Annotated in this window: 10 protein-coding genes; 4 read left to right on the top strand and 6 right to left on the bottom strand. The window is 62.4% G+C overall.

The features are described 5' to 3' along the window. Window positions 1–73: 73 nt before the first annotated feature. From H6955_00455 to H6955_00440, 4 genes are all read left to right on the top strand, one after another. A complete protein-coding gene (locus H6955_00455; protein ID MCP5311991.1) occupies window positions 74–499 on the top strand; it encodes a hypothetical protein in 426 nt (141 codons plus the stop codon). Window positions 500–786: 287 nt separating this feature from the next. After that, entirely contained in the window at window positions 787–2,397 is a 1,611-nt protein-coding gene (locus H6955_00450; GenBank protein MCP5311990.1) for an NAD-binding protein, read from the top strand. A 1-nt stretch (window position 2,398) separates the two neighbouring features. Continuing rightward, complete coding sequence (locus H6955_00445; GenBank protein MCP5311989.1) at window positions 2,399–3,103, top strand: TrkA family potassium uptake protein; 705 nt, start codon at window positions 2,399–2,401, stop codon at window positions 3,101–3,103. Between the two features lie 392 nt (window positions 3,104–3,495). Continuing rightward, window positions 3,496–4,350: a diguanylate cyclase gene (locus H6955_00440; GenBank protein ID MCP5311988.1), complete on the top strand. Its 855-nt coding sequence runs from the start codon at window positions 3,496–3,498 to the stop codon at window positions 4,348–4,350. Between the two features lie 670 nt (window positions 4,351–5,020). On the opposite strand, the gene H6955_00435 is transcribed toward H6955_00440, so the two are convergent. The 6 genes from H6955_00435 to H6955_00410 all read right to left on the bottom strand — a co-directional run bounded on the left by H6955_00435 (window position 5,021) and on the right by H6955_00410 (window position 19,993). Then, complete coding sequence (locus tag H6955_00435; GenBank protein ID MCP5311987.1) at window positions 5,021–15,067, bottom strand: putative Ig domain-containing protein; 10,047 nt, start codon at window positions 15,065–15,067, stop codon at window positions 5,021–5,023. A 134-nt stretch (window positions 15,068–15,201) separates the two neighbouring features. Beyond that, window positions 15,202–15,696, bottom strand: a complete 495-nt coding sequence (locus H6955_00430) for a hypothetical protein (GenBank protein ID MCP5311986.1) — start codon at window positions 15,694–15,696, stop codon at window positions 15,202–15,204. A 665-nt stretch (window positions 15,697–16,361) separates the two neighbouring features. After that, complete coding sequence (locus H6955_00425; GenBank protein ID MCP5311985.1) at window positions 16,362–17,015, bottom strand: HupE/UreJ family protein; 654 nt, start codon at window positions 17,013–17,015, stop codon at window positions 16,362–16,364. A 38-nt stretch (window positions 17,016–17,053) separates the two neighbouring features. Continuing rightward, window positions 17,054–17,479: a cyanase gene (gene cynS / locus H6955_00420; protein MCP5311984.1), complete on the bottom strand. Its 426-nt coding sequence runs from the start codon at window positions 17,477–17,479 to the stop codon at window positions 17,054–17,056. A gap of 25 nt (window positions 17,480–17,504) precedes the next feature. Next, on the bottom strand, window positions 17,505–18,605 hold the full coding sequence (locus tag H6955_00415; GenBank protein MCP5311983.1) for a hypothetical protein: 1,101 nt from the start codon (window positions 18,603–18,605) through the stop codon (window positions 17,505–17,507). After that, entirely contained in the window at window positions 18,593–19,993 is a 1,401-nt protein-coding gene (locus H6955_00410; GenBank protein ID MCP5311982.1) for a GTP-binding protein, read from the bottom strand. The genes H6955_00415 and H6955_00410 overlap by 13 nt, the downstream gene beginning before the upstream one ends. Between the last annotated feature and the right edge of the window lie 12 nt (window positions 19,994–20,005).

Here is a 20,005-nt window from a genome sequence, read left to right as displayed (position 1 = left end):
CTTGCGGGGACGGTATTTCTTCAACGAAGCTAGGCCAACGATCGGAACACTTGACCACGCGGGATGACAAAGCATGCTGGAGTACATCTTTTTTCACCAGGCACCGTTCGAGGCATTCGTGGAGTTTCTGCGCCAGCGTGGTCAGAAGCCGGAAGCCGGTGAGGTGGAGGAGGGCTTCGAGGTTCGACTGCCGGAGGACATCGACGACGTGCTCTCGGAGGAGATCGAGGCCCGCTACGAGACCTTGATGGATATGGACCGGGAGTTGTTCGACAACGCGCAGGAAGAGGGGGCGGATAATTACCAGGCGGCCGGGGTGGTGCTGAACCTGGAGAGCGGCCAGACCGTCTATGCGCATGTCGATCCGACGTTGCTCACACGGGTGATGACGGTGCTGTCGCCCGAGGAGTTCGGCAGTATCGTCAACGCGATCGTCGATGCGGTGGAAAACCCCGACACCCGCACCTTTTGCGAGCGCATGCGCGACGGGGAGCAATGACCGGAGACCCGGTCTTCACGTCGTCGAATGCCGGGGCTCGGTGAGCGCGGTTCGATGCGGGCCGCTGTCGACCTGATGATGGGGCGATTGAGCAGATCGATTAAGAGAAGTGGTCTTGTCGATCCCTGCGGCCGCACCCCACCTCCGGGTGCCCGGCGAGGATATATGGGATAATTCCCGTTGATCCCGGCGCTTCGCCGAGCCTTATTGAATCACGTGCCCGCTCGCTTGCACGCTGACCGACGGCAGCAGGATCGCTCGCGAGTGACAGGTGAATCCTCCGGAATATGACGCCGAAGACACTGCTGGTCCGTTTCTGCCTGATGCTGGAGTCGAGCCCCGACTATCTGCGGGCGAAGGGCGCCGTTCGCGAGTTGCTGGAGGATCCCACGTCGCGGGCCAAGCGCTACTTCGATCTCGCCATGATCCTGGTCGTACTGGCGAGCGTCGCGCTGTTGGTCTATTCGGTCGAGAACAAGGTCGCAGCGTGGATGCTGTGGTTCGAGTATTTCGCGGTAACCCTGTTCATCCTCGAGTACCTGGCGCGGCTGTGGATCTCCAGCGACGTGCATGCGGTGGTACTCGACCAGTACCGACAGGCCGAATTCCTGCACGTGCCGTTCCGCTTGTGGCCGGTCCTGGTGGACGTCGCGCGCCGGAAATGGGCGTACGTCTCCAGCCCACTCGCCATCATCGATTTGTTGGCGATCCTGCCGAGCTATCGGCCGGTGCGCCTGCTTCGTGTCTTCCTGCTGTTCCGCCTGTTCAAACTGTTCCGCTACGCCCGTAGCGTGCATGGCATGACCGATGTGCTCGCCGAGCGGCGGTTCGAGTTCTACGTACTCGCCTTTTTCATGGTGTTCGTCGTTCTGGCGGCGGCGAGCGCCATCTACGTGTTCGAAGGTGCTGTCCAGGGTGGCTCCATCGATACCTTTTTCGACGCCGTGTATTGGTCGATGGTGACGCTGTCCACGGTCGGTTACGGCGACATCACACCGCATACCACCGAAGGACGTGTTGTGGCCCTGGCGTTGATCGTATCAGGGATCGGTGTGCTCGCTTTCACGACTTCGATAGTGGTCGCAGCCTTCCAGGAGAAACTGGGGGACCTGCGTGAGCACCGGGTTTTCTCCGAGCTCGAACGCGGGTCTTCGTACACCGTGATCTATGGATTTGGCGAGGTCGGACAGGTCGTCGCGGCGAAACTGTGGGCGGTCAGGCAACGTTTCGTCGTCGTCGATATCGACGAAAGCAAGGTGCGTCTGGCGAGCAAGCGCGGTTACCTGGCGGTACAGGGCGACGCAGCCGACAACGGGTTGCTGGAAGGCATAGCGAAGGTCGATCGCGCGCATACCCTGGTGTGCGTGACCAATGACGACGTGAAAAACGTGTTCCTGACGGTCAGTGCCCGCCAGTTGAATGACGGACTACGCATCATTGCGCGGGCGGGTACCAAGGATGTCGCGCGCAAGCTGGTCCTGGCTGGGGCCAACCATACCGTGTCGACCTCGGAGGTCGTCGGCCTGATTGCCGCGGAGTACGTCGGGCGACCGACCGCCTTCGAAGCGATCTATGGAATTCTGCGGGGTGAGCGGGAGGTCGCTCTGGAGGCGGTGCGCGTGGAAGGGAGTGCCCCGGTATGTGGGCACACCCTCGCCGAAGTGGATTTCGTCCGACGCAAGCTGCTCCTGTTCGGCGTGATCACGGTCCGCGACTGGCGTCCGGCGGACGTGGACCATCTCTTCCCCCTGGAGGACGACTTCTGCTTCATCTTCAAGCCGAGCCTCGATTTTCGTATCGAAGCCGGCGATACCCTGGTCGTGTTCGGATACGAGTACAGCCTGGTACATTTCCGCCGGGAACTCGGTGCCGGTCAGTTTCGCTCGGGGATGGCCTGAGGTGGCGCAACGCGGCATTGCGCTGTTTGGCTACTATCGTTCCGCGGTGGAGGTCGCGTATTACCTGAACACCGGCGATTACCTGGTGACCATCGTCGACAATGACCCGGTCAACCTGTCGAAAGCGCGCAAGGCCGGTTTCGAGACAGCGGCGCTGGATTTCCGGGACGACGACGAACTCGCGAAGCTGGGCCTGGGTGAGTCCATCGACACGGTTTTCTGCCTGTTTCCAAACGATGCCGACAATGTGTTTCTGACCCTGTCGGCCCGTGCCCTGGCACCCAGCGTACGCATCTTCAGCATCGCTCACGGGAGAGGGGCGGTACCCGCTCTGCGCGCCGCCGGGGCGGACAAGGTGATCGAGACGCTGGAGATCAGCGGCCTGCGCGTTTGGGACATCATCACGCGACCAGTGGTCACCGCGATTCTCGACCGAACGCTGTTCGGCCAGGCGAACCTGAACATTGCCGAGGTCACGGTACCCGGCGGTTCGGCACTGGTCGATCGGGCGCTCTCCGAGCTGGAACTGGAACGCAACTACGAGCTGATCCTGCTGGGTGTTGTGGACCGTCAGATGGAAGAGCATTTCGTCTACAGCCAGACCGCCGAGGACATGCGTTTACAACCCGAAGATATCCTGGTGGTCATAGGGCCGGGGGATGCCATCGCCAGGCTGCAACGCGACTTGGCGGAACAAGGGCGCTGATCCGGTCGCCTTTTGGTCACGGCGTATGGGGTCTTACTCGGTTAACCTGTTGCGAAGACGGCAAATTTCCTGTCTTTCCCGGTCGTTCCTCGTAGCAGGTCGGTGCGGTGGTGTCCTTGTCGACGAAAGGCCCGGAATGGCCTGCGAGAACCGAGCCCACCGTTTGACTAAGGGAAGCCGGGAAAATACCGATAGATTACCCTGTGCAGCCCGTCTCGTGATCGGTTGCCCCGACGCCGTCCGGCGGGCGCTCCCGGCCTCTTTTGGCCCGCTTGACCTCGAGAGCCATTGACGAGACAGTCATTTCGATTCCAGGGAAACCTGTTGACGAACATCTCCATCTCACGTCGCCGCGAGGAATTGGCATGCTGGATTCGTTACCGGAAGAACGATTGGACCGCATAACACGCATCGCGAAAGGGCTGTTCGACGTTCCGATCGCATTGATCACCCTGGTCGATCAGGGTCACCAGTCGATCAAGTCACTCCAAGGATTGGAGGAGCTCGAAACAACACCCGACATGTCCTTTTGTGCCCATGCGGTAATGGGCTCCGGTGTGTTCGTGATTCCCGATGCGCTCGAAGACGAACGCTTCCGGGAAAGCCCGCTCGTGACCGGTGAGACCGGCATCCGTTTTTTTGCCGGGTACCCGTTCGAGTCTTCCACGGGTGACAAGTTGGGCGCCTTGTGCATCATGGACCAGGTTGCTCGTGATCTGCGGGAGGACGAAGAGGCGGCGTTGCGCGACCTGGCGAACGTCGTGGAGGATGAACTCGCCGCTCTGCAGCTGATCACCGTGGACGAACTGACGCAGATCTCCAACCGGCGTGGATTCGAACTGTACTCCTCGTATGCGTTGGAGATGTGTCGTCGTCTGGACGAATCCGCTGCGCTGATCTACCTGACCCTGGGTGGTCTCCAGCAGATTAACGATGACTTGGGGGCGTCCGAAGGTGACCTGACCCTCAAGGAGTTTGCGCTCGCCCTCACAAAGACATTCCGCATCTGCGACGTATTGGGTCGCATCGACGGGGACGGGTTCGCGGTGTTGGTGACGGGTGCATCCGAAGAGGGCACGGCGTCTGCGGTGGGAAGGATGGAACAACTGCTGAAGGACCGCGAGATACGCTCCGCCCGCAGCTATGACATTCAATTCAGTGTCGAGGTGGTGTCGTTCAATCCGTCACAACATCGAAACGTCGCTGAACTGATAGGTGTTGCCACAGAGCGAATGAACGGCAAGTAATTCTTCGGGCATCGACGTGCCAAGCGGGCGGCCAAAGCGGAGCTCCGTGGCGCCCGCAAGGTGGGGTCGCATCCAGTATGCGGCGTCTTACTTCCCCAAGGTTTGCTTGAGATCGGTATCTGCCTCGTCTTGCAGTACACGTGAGTCAAGTGCATAGAGGCCCGCTGAAATACCGCGTTGCGTTTGCAACCGACGTCCGCAACGGGTCGACATCTGCCAGATGGGGAATCAGAAAGCTGTGGTTCGATTGGAGATGCTGGCCTATGTCCGGCGAACGGCCCATTGCGGTCGACGCTAGATTGAACCTCCACCCGCAGCTTCGGCCGATCAGGAGACACCGGCTGCAGGCGCATCCAACTTGCACCTCCGTCGCGTTGCGGACTATTGAAGACGCATCACCGTGAATTCGTGGCTCGATCTACGCTACGATCACGTAGCGCTTGGCGTCGCCAAGCTGCGAAAGGATCGAGTGGCCGAGACGTATAGCCCAACCCTGCTGGTGCATCCGCCCGATGAGTTCAAGGGTGCGGGTACGGCCTCACCGGCCCGAAAAGACGTCTACGCGGCACACCCAGACCCGTTTCCCGGCGCGACTTCGCCAGCAAATGGCACCTCAAGCGCGATTGCTATAGTTTCCTTCCGGGTTGGAGCCTGCCTGATCAGCCATCGATCACTTGATGTTGCCGTACGCACGGTCAGGTGCCACTGAGACGAACAGCTTTGTCATCTCCCAGGAGAACGTCAAGAGCGCTCCGATCGCTTCTTCTAGATATTTCTTGGGTGCGTCTTCCAGCGCCTTCCATGCTTCTCCGCCTACGTGGCGCAGAATGCGCAATCCGGTACCGTCTCCGATCCCCAGCTTCGTCCCTTCAACAAGCGCCGCCGTCCGGATGGCGCGCGACCTTTGTGCCGCGTCGCCAAAGATCTCCAGCGTCCCTTGCGCTCCTTCGATGGCGAACCGACCAGTGGGCCCCGCCGCTGCGACCACATCGTCGCCGACTCCTGCTGTCGAAAGTCCTGGGCCGAGCAAGGCATTGACGAAAAGGTTTGCAGCCGTGACCTCGGCCAGGCTCCAGGCATAATCCCAGCCCTTTTCTTGCGCCTCCCCACTGCTAAGGCCTTTGCTGAGGTCTTCGAGGAAATTAAGAAAAGTGACCGGGATGGCATAGACCAGACGCCCCGCGAACTTCGCAACGGCAGGGTTGCGCAGCAGCGTCATGATCATCTTGGATTCGGCAAACGCCTTCGACAGAGCCGTGCCATAGGCGCCACCGATCGCTCCGAAGGCTGCGCCGATAATCGTTTCTGAGATCAGCGCCAATCCTTTCTTACCCGCCAAGCGAGCCGAAATGTAAGACGATATGCCGCCGACTGTTGCCCCGATGAAGGTACTGACCTTCACCTCCGCCAAGGTCACCAACCCGCTCGGGTCGGAAAACGCGACCGGATTGGCGTGGCTGTACAGGTAGCGGTGCAGCGACACCGGGTCACGCAACATGCCACCGAACGGATCGCGGCTGACGAAGCGCCCGGTGGACGGGTCGTAGTAGCGCGCACGCAGGTAGGTCAGCGAGGTCGCCGAATCGTAGCGCTCACCGGCGAAGGTGTGTGGATTGGCCGTGCCGCCGGTGCGCTCGATGACCTCGCCGAACGCGCTGTAGCGGTAACTGTCTGACGTCTGTCCTGCGTCATCCGTCAGCAGGCGCACGTTACGACTCGCGTCGCTGTGGAAGAACTGGCTCTGCGCTGCATCGTGGCGACTCAGGAGCCCGCTACCGAACACGTATTGCGCGGCAATCCCACCGGCTTCGTAGTCGGCAAGGACCTGCGAATAGCCGGTCGTGCTGACCGGGTCGACCAGATAACGCGTCGCCGCCACGCCGTCGTCACGCCGGACACGTTCGCCGTTCGCGTCATAGGCGTAGGCGATATCCGCAAGCGGCGTCGATGCGCCGACCAGCTGGTTCTCGCGGTCGTACTGATAGGCGGTCAGACCGCCTGCGCCGTTTCTCGAGCGCAGGTTGCCGTTCGCGTCGTAGTCGAATGTGTCACCGCCCGCGGCAAGCAGCTTGTCGGCGGCGTCATAACTCAACACCGTCCTGTCGCCCCGAATGTCGATCAGCGCGGTGCGGTTGCCGACCAAATCGTATTCGTACAGCAGCTCGAACTGCTTGACTCCACTGCTGTCGAAGTGGCTTTCCCTGACGAGTCGACGCATATCGTCGTACGCATAGTCCACCCAGCTGCCATTCATCTCGGTGACACGTGTCCGGTCGCCGACTGCGTTGACGTCATAGGCGTAACGCGCCAGGGTGCTCGTGGCATTGGAGTGGGTGAGCACTTCGAGGCGGTTGTTGCTGTCGTAGGCGAACGTTGAGGTCACCCCGTTCGGATAGTCGATACTCGCTAGATTGCCATTCGCGTCGTAGCCATAGGTGATGATCTGCCCGTCCGGATCGGTGACCGTCTCGATCCGGTTGAGATCGTCGTAGGTGTAGTGCGTAGTCCGCGCCGGTGCACCCAGCGCGCTTCGAATCGTATCGCTGGTCCGGTTGCCGGCAAGATCGTAGGTATACGCGATGGCACTTCCGTCCGGGTTCTCCAACCCGGTCAGCCGGTCGTTGAGGTCGTACTCGAATGTGACATCGCCGTTCGCGTTACCCGCCACGAGGGTGCGCCCGGTCGCGCTGTGGGTATAGGTCTCCTCGCTGCCGTCGGCAAAGACCTTGCGGGTCAGCCGACCGTTTGCGTCGTACGCGAGGACCGTGGTATCTCCATTCGGGTCGGTCTGCGAGGCGACATTGCCGGCCAGATCGTAGCTCTGCGTCTCGGTCGTGCCGTCCGGATAGGTCTTGGCGATCTGGCGACCGTTGACATCATATGCGAAGGTTGTGACGTGTCCGCGCGCATCGGTCTGACTGACGAGCTTGTCTTCGGCATCGTAGACGAAGCGGGTCTGCGCGCCGGCAGGATCTGTGACCTGCACCAGATTGCTGTTGGCATCGTAAGCATAGGTCGTGGTCCGGCCCAAGGCATCCGTTTCACTGATGACGCGACCAACGGCGTCGTAGCCGGTCTCGATGAAACTGCCGTCCGGGAAGGTGGTGCGAACCTTGCGCCCGAGCACGTCATAGGCGTACTCGAATACGTTGCCGCGCGCGTCGGTCATGCTGATCTGGTTGCCGACCGCGTCGTACGCGTAGCGGGTCTCGTTGCCCAACGGATCGATGACTTTGGTGTTGCGTCCCGCCGCATCGTATTCGTATCGCATGATGCGGCCCAACGCGTCTTCGAGTTCGGCGATACGCCCCACGGCATCGTAGCGCGTCTGATTGACACCGCCGTCCGGAGACGTTGCGTTGGTGCGCTGCCCCGCGGCGTCGTAACCGAACGACGTTGTCCGTCCCAGTGGATCGACGATCGACGCCAAGCGCCCTCTCAGATCATAGGTCCGCTCGGTGCGCTGACCCGATGCATCGGTGAACGCGATCTCCTTGCCGGCCGCATTGAGCGCTTGCTGCGTAGCAGCACCCGCCGGATCAATCACGGTTTCGAGTTTACCGGCCGCATTCCAAACGAACGTCATGGACCGACCAGCCGGGTCATCGCCACCGACAGAAAGACCACGAGCATCCAACCGGAGTACGGATCTATGTCCGAGCCGATTGGTGTCGCCGATCAACCTGCTGTTTGCGTCATAACTCAGTGTCTCGCTGTTCCCGAGCGCATCGGTTCGAACCTCCAGGTTACCTGCCGCGCTGTACTCCAGCTGTATCGTGTTACCCAACGCGTCGGTTGTCGCGATCCGGCTTCCCCGCGCATCGTAGGCATGAGCCGTGACGTTCCCCAGCGCATCCGTCACGGAGATGCGGTTACCGCGGGCATCATAGGCAAAGCGCGTCGTGCGACCGAGCGGATCGGTGATCGAGGTGACGTGGTCCTGATCGTTGTACGCCAGCGTGGTCGTATGTCCGAGCGCATTGGTCACCGTGAGTCGGTTACGACGCGCGTCGAACGTCTGCGTGATGGTATTGCCCAACGGGTCAGTCGTACCGAGCAGATTGTCGTCGGCGTCATAGGTATTCGTGGTCACACGTCCCAGCGGGTCGGTCGTGCGGAGGATATTGCCGCGCTCGTCGTACTCCATCACGGTGACGCTGCCATCGGCTTCCGTGAGCACCTCCTGGCGCGCGCCGATGTCGTGTGCGAAATCGATCACCCGACCGTCCGCGGTGGTGCTGCGAACCAGTCGCCCGTCATCGTCATATTCGTTGCGCGCGAGCGGCCGGCCGAGCGGATCGACAATTTCGATCAGGCCATGCCGCCAATCATATGTGAATTGGGTCGCGTTGCCTTCGCCGTCGGTATGACTGCGCAGGTCGCCGTTCGCATCGTAATCGTAGGACCGTACGTTACCGACCGGGTCGGTGATCCGGGTGATCCGCCCCTGAACATCACGATCGAACACGACCGACTTGCCAGCCGAGTGTGTGATGCCATTTTCGCTGAATGTCAGCGTGTTGCCATTCGGGTCGACAATGCGCTCGACCCCTGAGGTCTTGTGGATGTCGATCCGGGTGCCGTCCGCGGCTGTATAGCGGAATCGTTGCGGTTCGTAGACACGACCATCGCTGTCACGTCGCAGGTCGATGACGCCGGGCTGCGGGTCGAGAATACTGACGAAGTTTTCGTCGAGGCTCGCCAACTGGCCCAAGGTGCCGGGCCGGGGCTGGTAACGCACCGACTGCGTCAATGGCGGGAACGGGACGATCGCCGAGTTCGACGGCGCGACAACCATGTCGAACTGTTCTACGTGACCGTCGGGCATCGTCACGCTGACGGTATGAGCATCGGTAGGCACGAGTCTGTACGCAAGACCGGATTTCAGGACTTCCCACCCGGTACCCAGCACGCGACTGGTGCTCAGTCGCAGCGTGTTGACGTCCAGCGACCAGCCGTAGCCAAAGTCGCCACTTCGCTGCTCGCGGCTGTCGTAGGTGCGCGTCACGGTGATCGGAATACCGGACATCGGGATCGTCAGGTCGGCGAAGCGCAGCGTGAAGTTGCCCACCTTTAGATCGCCATCCACCTGCACGGTCGTCTCGTCGATCGTGATGTTTCCACCACGGTCATACGCGGTCAGGCGGATCGTGTAGAGGTCGTTGATCAGCAGGCTCGGGTCGAACTGGCCCAGCACGCCATCGGTGACCGGCGTGGTACTGCTCGCGAAGGTCGTGAAGTCGTCGCTCCCGGCGACTGCATAGGCCAGTTCGTACTTCAGCAGGTTCGCGTCGCTGGCCGTGCCGACGATGTCGGTCGGCGCGGTGATGGTCGCGTTGCCCTCAGGGCCGGTGATCTCTGCGAGCGGTGGCGTATCGTCGCCCGGTACACGGTCACGTACGTTGACCGTCGCGGTCGCGGTGACGCCATCGCGGCTTGCACTGACCTCGAAGCTGCCGGCGACACCGGACGAGAACACTGGTCCGTTGGTCCAGGCCGCGAGATCGGTAATGCTCTGGCTGGTGCCGTTGTCGAAGATGCCGGTCGCCGCGTGGCGAACCGTCTGCCCCGTCAACACTTCGGATATCGCAGGTTCGATGACCAGGTCGACGATCGGCAGTGTCGCATCGGCACCGTCACAGTTCTGGTCGATGTCGTCTCCAGGTGAGTCCACAGCACCCGGGAAACGGCTCGGGTCGTCATCGGCACAATCGCCCTGGTTTTCGCTGAAGCCATCGCCGTCATCGTCGATGTCGGCCGGTGAAGGCCCGAGCGACAGGGTGATACTGACTGACGCACCGGCCGGTGCCACCGTGCCGGCCACCGGATCCTGTGCCGCAACCAAGCCGACGGCAACAGCCGGATCGAAACGCTCTCGCACCGCGCCGGTCACCAGGCCGACGCCGGCGATCGTGCTCTCGGCGGTCGCTTGATCCTGGCCGATCACCGACGGCACCTCGGCGGCGCCTTCGACATTGACGTTGAAGATCTGGCTATCGTTGTTGCCGTTGCTGTCGGTCACGACGATCTGGACGCGGTTGGTGCCGAGATCGGCCGCCGCCGGTGTCCAGCGCACGATGCCGAACCGATCCATGGTCATGCCGTCAGGCCCGTCGACCAGCGCCCAGGTCAACTCGTCGCCGACATCGGGATCGATCGCCAGCGCACCGTACTCATAGGCGAAACCGGGCGACGCACCGAGGATCGGTTGCGAGACGATCTCCGGCGCACCGAAGGTCGTCAGCTCGATCGTGACGGTCGCCTCGTTGGAATCCAACTCGCCGTCATTGGCGACATAGCTGAACGTGTCGGCCTCGACCCCATCCTCGCCCGGGATGATCGGCGTGGCGAAGAACTTGTTCAGGCCCGGGATCAGCCAGTGCGGCCGGATGTAGGTTGGGATGGATCCGTCGGCGTTGACATGCGTCGGCTGGTAATTGGAATGGTTGCGGATCGGCCGGGCCGCCGGGAACGGGTTACCGGGCAGGCCCTCGAACACGCGCAATTCACCGCCGCCACCGGACGGGTAGACATGCGAGCCGATGATCTCGGCCGCACCGTCACCGTCGATATCGGCGATCGTGACCGGCTCTGCGGGTCGCCCCGGCAGCAGGCCCGTGGGGTCCTGGGCGATGATCGAGCCGTCCTCACCCGACAGGATGTAGAGCCCGGGCTCTGGCAGGCTACCACCTTCACCACCCGGGTGCTGCAAGACGATTTCATCGATGCCATCGCGATCGAAGTCGAACGCGGCCGGTGCCACCGCGCTCAGTTCCTGGTTTTCGATCGACAGGCCCAGGTCGAACTGGTTCCACAACTCGCTGCCGTCGGTATCGTAGGCATACAGGGCCCAAGCCACCGTTCCCGTGCCGCGGCGCATCACGACGTATTCCGGTGGGCTGTCGTCGTCGAGCTGGGCCACGGTGATCAGGGAATAGGCGCGCACCGAACCGGAAACCGAACCCATGTCACGCTCGATCTTCCACTTCAGTGTCCCGTCGTGTTCGAACACATAGTGGTTAAAGGGATCATACGCAACGATCTCCGCATAGGGGTCGTCGTCGAAGTTCGCGACCGCGGCGACCAGCATATTGGCGACACCGGTGGTGAACTCGTCGACCGGCAACAGGAACTTCAGCGTGCCATCGGCATTCAGCACACTGTGGTTCCAGATGATCTCGATCTTGCCATCCAGGTCGAGGTCGGCCACGATCGGGCTGCGCGCCGGCACACCGGTACCGAACGTCCGCTGTGGCGGACCGACATATTCCCAACGCACCGCACCTGTACGCCCTTCATAGGCGACTACCGCTGCGCGTACCGTGTTGATGATCGTGCTGTCAGCGATCCAGGCCTGCAGCAGCTCGACGTCGCCGTCCCCATCGAGATCGACCGGTACCGGACCGACCGTCCGGGGTGCGACACTGCTGTCTCGCACGTAGCTGACGGGATCCGAGAGACGGGTGGGCGTATTCCACACCGGTGTGCCATCGCGATTGACGGCCATCAAGTAGGCCGCTTCGTTGCTGCTGAAATCCGCACCCGCATTGGGGTTCCAGCGACTGTACGGCACGACGATCTCCAAATCGGCATCGTCGTCCAGGTTGACGAGCGTCACTGTCGCTTCCGGGTCACCCTCACCGATGTCCTCGCCACCGCCCAGCAGCACGACCTCGGCCGCGCAGGTCGCGCCATCGACGATGGCAACCTCCGGCCCGGTGGCAGGACGCAGCACGCTGACCATCTCGACATCGCCGTCGCCGTCGATATCGCCCACCGCGGTACCTTCGGCAAATCCGCCACGATCGTAGTAGACGCACTGCTGCGCCAGCCCGATCTCGATCACCGGGACATCCGGTGTGTATTCGAAGCCGCCATCGGCCGCCAGGTTCAGCGTGCCCTTCTGCGGCGGATTGTGGAGCGCCGCGGTCAGCGGATCATCGTCGGGATCCGAATCGTTGCGCAGCACCCCCGGCGCCGGCACGGTCAGCGTGTCACCGAGCCTGACCGTGTAGGCATCGTCGGCAGCGACCGGTGCACCGTTGACTGCCGACACCTCGACCACGAAGCTGCCGAAGTCGGCCGCGCCGCGGACGTCGGTGAGCTTGATGACAACGTCATGTCGACCGACAGCGGTGACGTCCGGTGTCCATGCGATTGCACCGGTCAACGGATCGATGGTCATTCCTGCGGGCGCGTTGGCAAACGCGAACTCGATGCTGTCGCCATCGGCGTCGGACCCCGCCACCGTCAAGCTCAACGCGGTGCCGACGAGCAAGGGCTGTTCACCCGGCACGAGCAGGACAGGCGGTGTATTCACCGCGCTCGGAAGCACGGGTTCATAGACGTCGATCGAAAAAGTCTCCGAATCCGACTGGTCGGCGCCGTCCCTGACCGACACCTCTACGGGGTGCGATCCCAGCGCTGAGACATCAGGCGTCCATTGCAACACGCCTGTTTCACTGACCGTCAAACCGGCCGGCCCACTGATCAGGCTGAAGGTCCTGGTATCGCCGGGATCGAGATCGACCGCGAACAGCTGAGCAAAGAACGCCTGTGCTACCGGGATGCTGCGGTCGCCCGGAGGCAACAGATCCGGCGCATGCGCGCCAAAGCCCGGCACCGATATCGAGTAGCTCTGGGTTGCGAAGAGACCACCGGTATCCGTGACGCGCACGATCACCGGGAAGTCACCGGTCTGATCGGCAGTTGGCGTCCAGCTGATCGAACCGTCGACCGCATCCATGTCCATGCCGATGGGTGCCTCGTCGAGCGAGAACGCCAAGGTGTCGCCGTTCGGATCGCTCGCCTGTACCGCGTAGCCGTACAGTGCCCCGACCTGTGCAATCGTGATCGGCGCAGATGTGATCACGGGCGGATCGTTGACGACGACCGGGCTGATCGAGAGCATCGCGGTATCCGGCGTGCTTTCCAGTTCGCCGTCGTGAACGATCAGCTGTACGACATAGTCGCCGTCGACATCTGGCGTCAGTGATGCGACGGCGAGGTCCGCATTCTCGATCAGCGCGCCGCTGGTTACCGGCCGCGACAGCAGGGACCAGGCGAAATCGAGCAGGTCACCGTCGGCATCGAACGAGCCGGTACCGTCGAGTGCCATCGCTTCGCCAACGCCGCCTTCCTGGTCGGGGCCGGCATCGGCCACCGGCCGCGAGTTCAGCGTGCTGATCGTGACACTGTCCGGCGTGCTGTCCGCGGTACCGTCGTTGACGACCAGCTGCACCACATAGTCGCCGGGCAGATCGATTGTAAAGCCCGGATCGATCCGGCTCGGATCCGAAAGGGCCGCGGCGCTGCCTGCCGGTTTACCGACCAGAGACCAGGTGAAGAACAGCGCATCGCCGTCGGCATCGAAGGACGCACTACCGTCGAGCATGACGTTGTCGCCGACGAACGCCGATTGGTCAGGCCCTGCCTCTGCGACCGGCGGACTGTTCTCGGTCGAAACCGTCACCGTGTCCGGTGTGCTGTCCAGCACACCGTCGTTGACGATCAACTGAGCCACGTACGCACCGGGCTGGTCGATCTCGAACGTCGGCGCGACCGCCGCGGAATTCGACAATGTTGCGACGCTACCCAGCGGTATGCTGATCAGCGACCACCTATAAGTCAGCAGATCTCCGTCGACGTCGCTGGACAGACTACCGTCGAGCATAATCGTGTCGCCGAGGAATGCGCTCTGATCGTCGCCCGCGCGTGCGATCGGCGCGCTGTTCTGCGTCGACACCCTCACGGTATCCGGACTGCTGTCCTCGAAACCGTCGTTGACGACCAGTTGCAATTCGTAATCGCCGGCCAGATCGACTTCGAACGTTGGGCGCGTGCCGGTCGCGTCGGTAAGGAATGCACCGCTGCCGGGCGGCACGCTCTCGAAAGACCACTGATAGGTCAGCGTATCGCCGTCGGCATCGCTGGACGCACTCCCGTCGAGCGTGACGAGGTCGCCGACGAAAACACTCTGGTCGCTGCCGGCACGGGCGACCGGTGAGCTGTTCAGTGTCGAGACAGCGACCACATCCGGCGCGCTGTCCGAGAGCCCGTCGCTGACGACGAGCTGGATCGCGTAATCCCCAGGGACATCGAGCACAAAGCTCGGTCCGACCGCGTTCGGATCGGACAGTGTGGCCAGGCTGCCCGCTGGACGAGTCAGAAAATTCCAGAAATAGTCGAGTAGATCGCCTTCGGCATCGCTAGAGGCGCCGCCGTCCAACTGCACCAGGTCACCGACGTAGGCGGTCTGATCCGGTCCGGCATCGGCGACCGGTGCCTGGTTTGCGTCGAGCGACCTGACCTGTGTCGTATACGCGAACCGCTGGCGGCGCGGATTGGACAATTCGATGCGTCGTTTGCCACTGGTCTGATCTGCAAGCAAGCCATCGTAGGCAAAAAAAGGGAACCCGTCTTCGGTTACTCCGTCTGCGTTCGAAACCTCGACGTCTGAGGGAGTCACCGAATCGATGACGAGCTGGAGCTCACCCGACCGTTCCTGTGGTCCGTTGACCAGCCAGGCATCGAAATAACTCGTCTTGGTGGCGAAGTTGTAGAGTGGACGGCTGCGCTGCACCGAGACGCTGTCACTGACATCGATCCAGGCTGCATCGCAGGTGGATACTGCGAATGCCATCGCCGCGACGAACCGAACAATTGCGCGTCCCACAGATCGGTTGATGACTCGCAACATGGACTTGAGTTCGACCATCGATCCACTCCCTTGTCTGGCTAGCGATGCCTCGGCTGAGACGACGGCGCGCACGCCGTGCCCGATCTGGCCGGTTCAGGCGTGAGCTCGTAGAAATAATCCCTGGTAGCGCATTGCGATGCACATGCGCTGGTTCATCGGCGCGCAGTGCGCCAACCAATCAGTCCTGCGCTGAGCAATACGATGCTAGCCGGTAGGGGCACCTGTTCGCGCTGCGATATCTCGACATCGCTGATCGTGAGGATTGAATCGAATCCAAAATCGTCGAAACCGAAACTGAGCGCGAACGCGAGCGCCAAGGTGCCACCGCGGTACGCCGTCAGGCTCTCTTCGACCGTGCCGCTGTACACGCCTTCGTAGCCACCGAAGGACAGATGAGGGCCGGCAAGATCGCCGAAGTAGAAATCGAAGTAGTCTTCATTATCAGCGGGCACGACCAGTTCATAGCTGAAGCGCAGGAGGTCGGCATCCGCCGGTATCGCCAGATCTAAATCCCAAAGGCCGACCGGCGCCAAGAAGTCGATGTCGTCTTCAGTGACCGTGGCAGATGCATTGTCGGGTCCGAACACAACGACCGTGCTGTCGACGGTATCGAACTGGGAGAGATCTATAGGGCTTGCCGATGCCAAACTGCACGCGACAGCCAGTATGGGGAGAGCCAACCAGCTCAAACGATGGGATGTCATCAAACCGCTACTCTATGCAATCATCAATAGATCGAAGCAGCGGACCGGAACAAAGGCGCAAGCGGATCGCTGCGCAACCTGGCGACAGGTACAGGCGGGATAAACAGATCGCCTCGTCTCGGGTTTCTTGTTCTTGTTCACTACTTACTCTTCCGCTTTCCGCGAAGTTCGTGCGCGGTGCGAGAAGTTACCGGCACGACACGTTCACCAAATCGAATAGCGTTGTGCATTGCATTCGACAAAGCGTTGAGTGGCGCCAAGCAATATCAAGGCCAATGTTGCTAATACACTATGTTATTTAGAGCTTTTCGGCATTGCACCGTCGCGGATAAAAAAATTTGTAAATTATTCTGACATCTTCTTCTCGATTCCCTGGACGAGGAATATCAGATGCCGCTTGCGACAGTTCCAACTCGGAAAGCGCACTCGCAAGGTTGCCAACGCTGTCGGGTTCGTGCCCGGTTGCCGGTATCAGCTCGTTCATGTTCGCAGCCGGGCTGGGGAGTGAGGACCTTATCGATCTGTCTCTAGGCGGACGGGGACTATCGCTGACGCCGCCACGGCCCATACCGCACCGAACACCGGCGCGGCGGGCCGAAGGGTACGGGTCAGGCGAGCTGGAGGCCGAGGAACAGCACACCGATCGCCGCGGCAAAGCCGCCACCGAACCGTGCCACGCGCTGCTGCCACTGGCGCGATTGTGCGGTGATTCGACTCGACAGCAGCGCGCCGCCGACGATGATCGCGTACTGGACCAGGCCGAAACCGACCAGGTAGGACAGTAGCGGCGTCTGCTCTGCACCGATGATCGATTCGCCGTAGGCATAGCCGTGGAAGATGCCGATCACGGCGAACGCCACGCCTGTCATCAATGCGGGCAGGCTGCCTCTCAGCATTACCGCGACGCCGCCCAGCAGCGCCGACAGTGCGATCACCGTCTCGGCCAGCGGCAGTTCATGGGCGCCGAGGTGATACAGGGTGCCGGCGATCGTCGCGACGACGAATGCCAACGGTGCGAGATAGCGGGCGCGTCCACTCAGCGTCGCGCTGAGCAGTGCCGCGACGACCAGAAAAGCCAGATGATCGAGGCCGATCACCGGGTGAGCGATCCCGGATATCAGGCCCTCGCCGAAGGTGGTTGGCATCGCACCGCCCATGGCGTGATGAGCGTGTGCGAGCGGGGTTGCCAGGGTCAGGGCGACCGCGGCGCCGCCGCTCAGGCGGGCGCGACGTTCAGCGAACAGTGCGTGTGCATGGGTCATGACTGTGTACCTCGAAGTTGCGTGGATGGGCGAAGTGCTCACCAGGATTTGTAGGGCAGGAACTTGCCGTTCATGGTCACCACGACGCGGTCGCCGGCCGGGTTCTGTTCCTTGTCGATGTGCATCGAGAAGTCGATCGCCGACATGATCCCGTCGCCGAATTTCTCGTGGATGATCTCCTTGATCGTCTCGCCATACACACCGACGATCTCGTACAGGCGGTAGATCACAGGATCGGTCGGGACGATCTGGTCCCACTTCTTGTGCGGAAACTGCCGCAACGCCTCGCTCAGTTCGGCATCCAGGCCAAGCGCCGCCGCCACCTTGTCGGCGTATTCCGGTTTGAGGCTGTTCATGCCGAGGCACGCCGATGTCACGAAGACCGGGGCGAGCCCTGCCTTGGCGGCCAGATCTTCCCAACTCATGCCGAGCTTCTTGCGGGCGGCCAGGATGGCCAGCGTCATGTCGTCTTTGTTCAAGGTGCGCCTCCTAATCGATGGGTGCAGTAGTCGTTGGGTTGGTCGAGGGATCTCTGTGGAGCAGCGAGATTCCGCCGTCGATGTCGCCGACGGCCAGCGCGCTGCCATCGGATCGCCAGGTCAACGCAGTGACCTCGTTGCCGGCCCGCAGGCTGAAAACCGCGTCGCCGTCCAGGTTCCAGATGCACAGGCGGCCCCCGCGATCGGCCGAGGCCAGGTACTCGCCGTCGCCGGACCAGTTCAATGCGGTCACGGTTTCACGGTGATGGCGCAGCGGGCGCCCGCGTGCGTTCTGTCCGGCGGCGGGCATCTCCCAAAGGACCACGTCGTGGCCCCCGGCGGTCGCGATCAACGCGCGGCGCGGGTGCCAGGCGAGACAATCCACCGTGCCGGGGTACCCGCGCATCGTCAGTTGGCGGGCCTTGCCCTGTGATCCGCCCCGGTCGGGCCTGGCGGGCTGCCACACCTGCAGATAGCCGTCCTGTGTGCCGACCGCCAGCGCGCGGCTGTCACGTTGCCAGGCGAGTGCGATCGGTGCGCCGGGAAAACTCAACAGCTGCATCGGTTGCGCACCGTCCTCACCGGCGTAGTCCAGGTGCCAGAGATACAGGCCCTTGTTCGCGGCGGTCGCGAGCCGTCGACCATCAGGCGCCCAAGACATCGCCAGCACCTGCCGGCGCGCGTCGTACCAGACCCCGAGAGACTCGGTGCCACGCCACAGCGAGATGGTCCTGCGCGCTGCGGCCGCCAGGACCTCGCCGTTGGACGTCCAGGCGAGGTGCTCGACCCAACCATTCTCGCTGGCCAGCACGGCGGTCTGCTCCCCGCTGTTTGCGTTCCAGAGCACGACACGGCCATCTTCACCGGCGGTCGCCAGCACCTCGGGGTCGCCCGGTTGCAAGGCGATCCGGGTGACGCCGCCCTGGTGCGCCTGCCATGCGAACCGGGTGGCGCCGTGGGCGTCGAGGCAGCGCAGGCCGCCCGCTGCATTGCCGACGTACAACGCACTGCCGTCGGGTCGCCACGCCAGTGTGGTGACCGCGTCCTCGACCGCCAGCGTGCCGTGGACGCCGAACGGGGCGGGGTCCTGGACAGCAGCTAGGCCAGACATGCGTTCAGTCCGTCGCTGAGTGCCGCTCGATCCAGGTCACGGCCGATGAAGACGAGCTGGCTTTCGCGAAGGCTGTCCTGTTCCCATGCCCGGCCAGCCTGTCCGTCGAACAGCATGTGCACACCCTGGAAAACGAACCGGTGGTCGTCGCCGGCGATGCTCAGCACCCCCTTGGTACGGAATATGTCGGCCCCGCGGCGCCGCAACAGGTCGACCATCCAGGTCTCGAACCGTGCCGGGTCGAGGTCGCCCTGCACACGGAGACCCACCGAGCCGACGCTGGTGTCGTGGCTGTGCGGGCTGGCGTAGCGGTACGTCGCGGTGGGCGTCAGCGACACTGCGGCAGCGTCGCGCAATGACAGCGCGAATTCCTCGGGAAGGTGTTGGCTGAACAACACGTAGCGCCCGCTCGCGCGGATCTCGATCGATGGGTGTGCGCCCGTGAGCGGGTCTATTGCAAGCCGGTAGAGTCGCCGGTCGGGTACGAGCGACGCTGCTTCGACCAGCGGACACGGATCCGCGGAGTACGAGAGCATCGCGGCGCGCTTGCTGGCATCAAACGCGCCCGGATGCTCCAGGCCGGGCCCGTCGAGCACCAGATCGATGGTCGGATCGGGGCCGGGTTGCAGATCCAGCTGATAGCGTCCTACAACCAGGTCGTACACGCCGGCCCATTCGAACGGCAGCTCTTCCTGCAGAAACTCGGGCTGCTCGGCAGTGCGGGACGCGAGGTCGAAGGCGCGGATGTCGAGCAGACGATCGAGCGCGACGGCTCCGTAAGCCGCGGGATGGATCTGGGCGAGGCGGTTGACTTGGCGAATCCGTTGTTCGAGTACTGCATGCGCTTCGGCGTCGACCAGGTCGATCTTGTTCAGCACGATCACGTCGGCGAAGGCGAGCTGCGCATGGCATTCGTCGCTGTCTAGATGCTGCAGCACGTGTCGTGCATCGACCAGCGTGACGATCGCGTCGAGCCGCAGCTTGGCCTTCATTTCGTCGTCCATGAAGAAGGTCTGCGCAACCGGTCCGGGGTCCGCCATGCCGGTGGTCTCGATGATGATGTGATCGAAGCGCTGTCTACGCCGCATCAATCGACCGAGGATACGAATGAGATCGCCGCGCACGGTGCAGCAGATGCAGCCGTTGTTCATTTCGAAGATCTCTTCATCGGACTGCACGACCAGCTCGTGGTCTATGCCGATCTCACCATATTCGTTCTCGATCACCGCGATGCGCTTGCCGTGCCGCTCCGTCAGGATACGGTTCAGCAGCGTGGTCTTGCCGGCACCCAGAAACCCGGTCAGCACAGTGACGGGTACGCGGCCGTCGCCGGCAGGCTCGGCGGTGGGCGGATGCAGTGCGGACGATTCTGTCGGACAGGCTGTCATCGATTGGTCTCT

It is taken from the genome of Chromatiaceae bacterium (assembly GCA_024235395.1).
In the GTDB taxonomy this organism is placed as follows: Bacteria; Pseudomonadota; Gammaproteobacteria; order Chromatiales; family Chromatiaceae; genus Thiosocius.
This window is presented reverse-complemented; position numbering and strand designations above follow the sequence as displayed.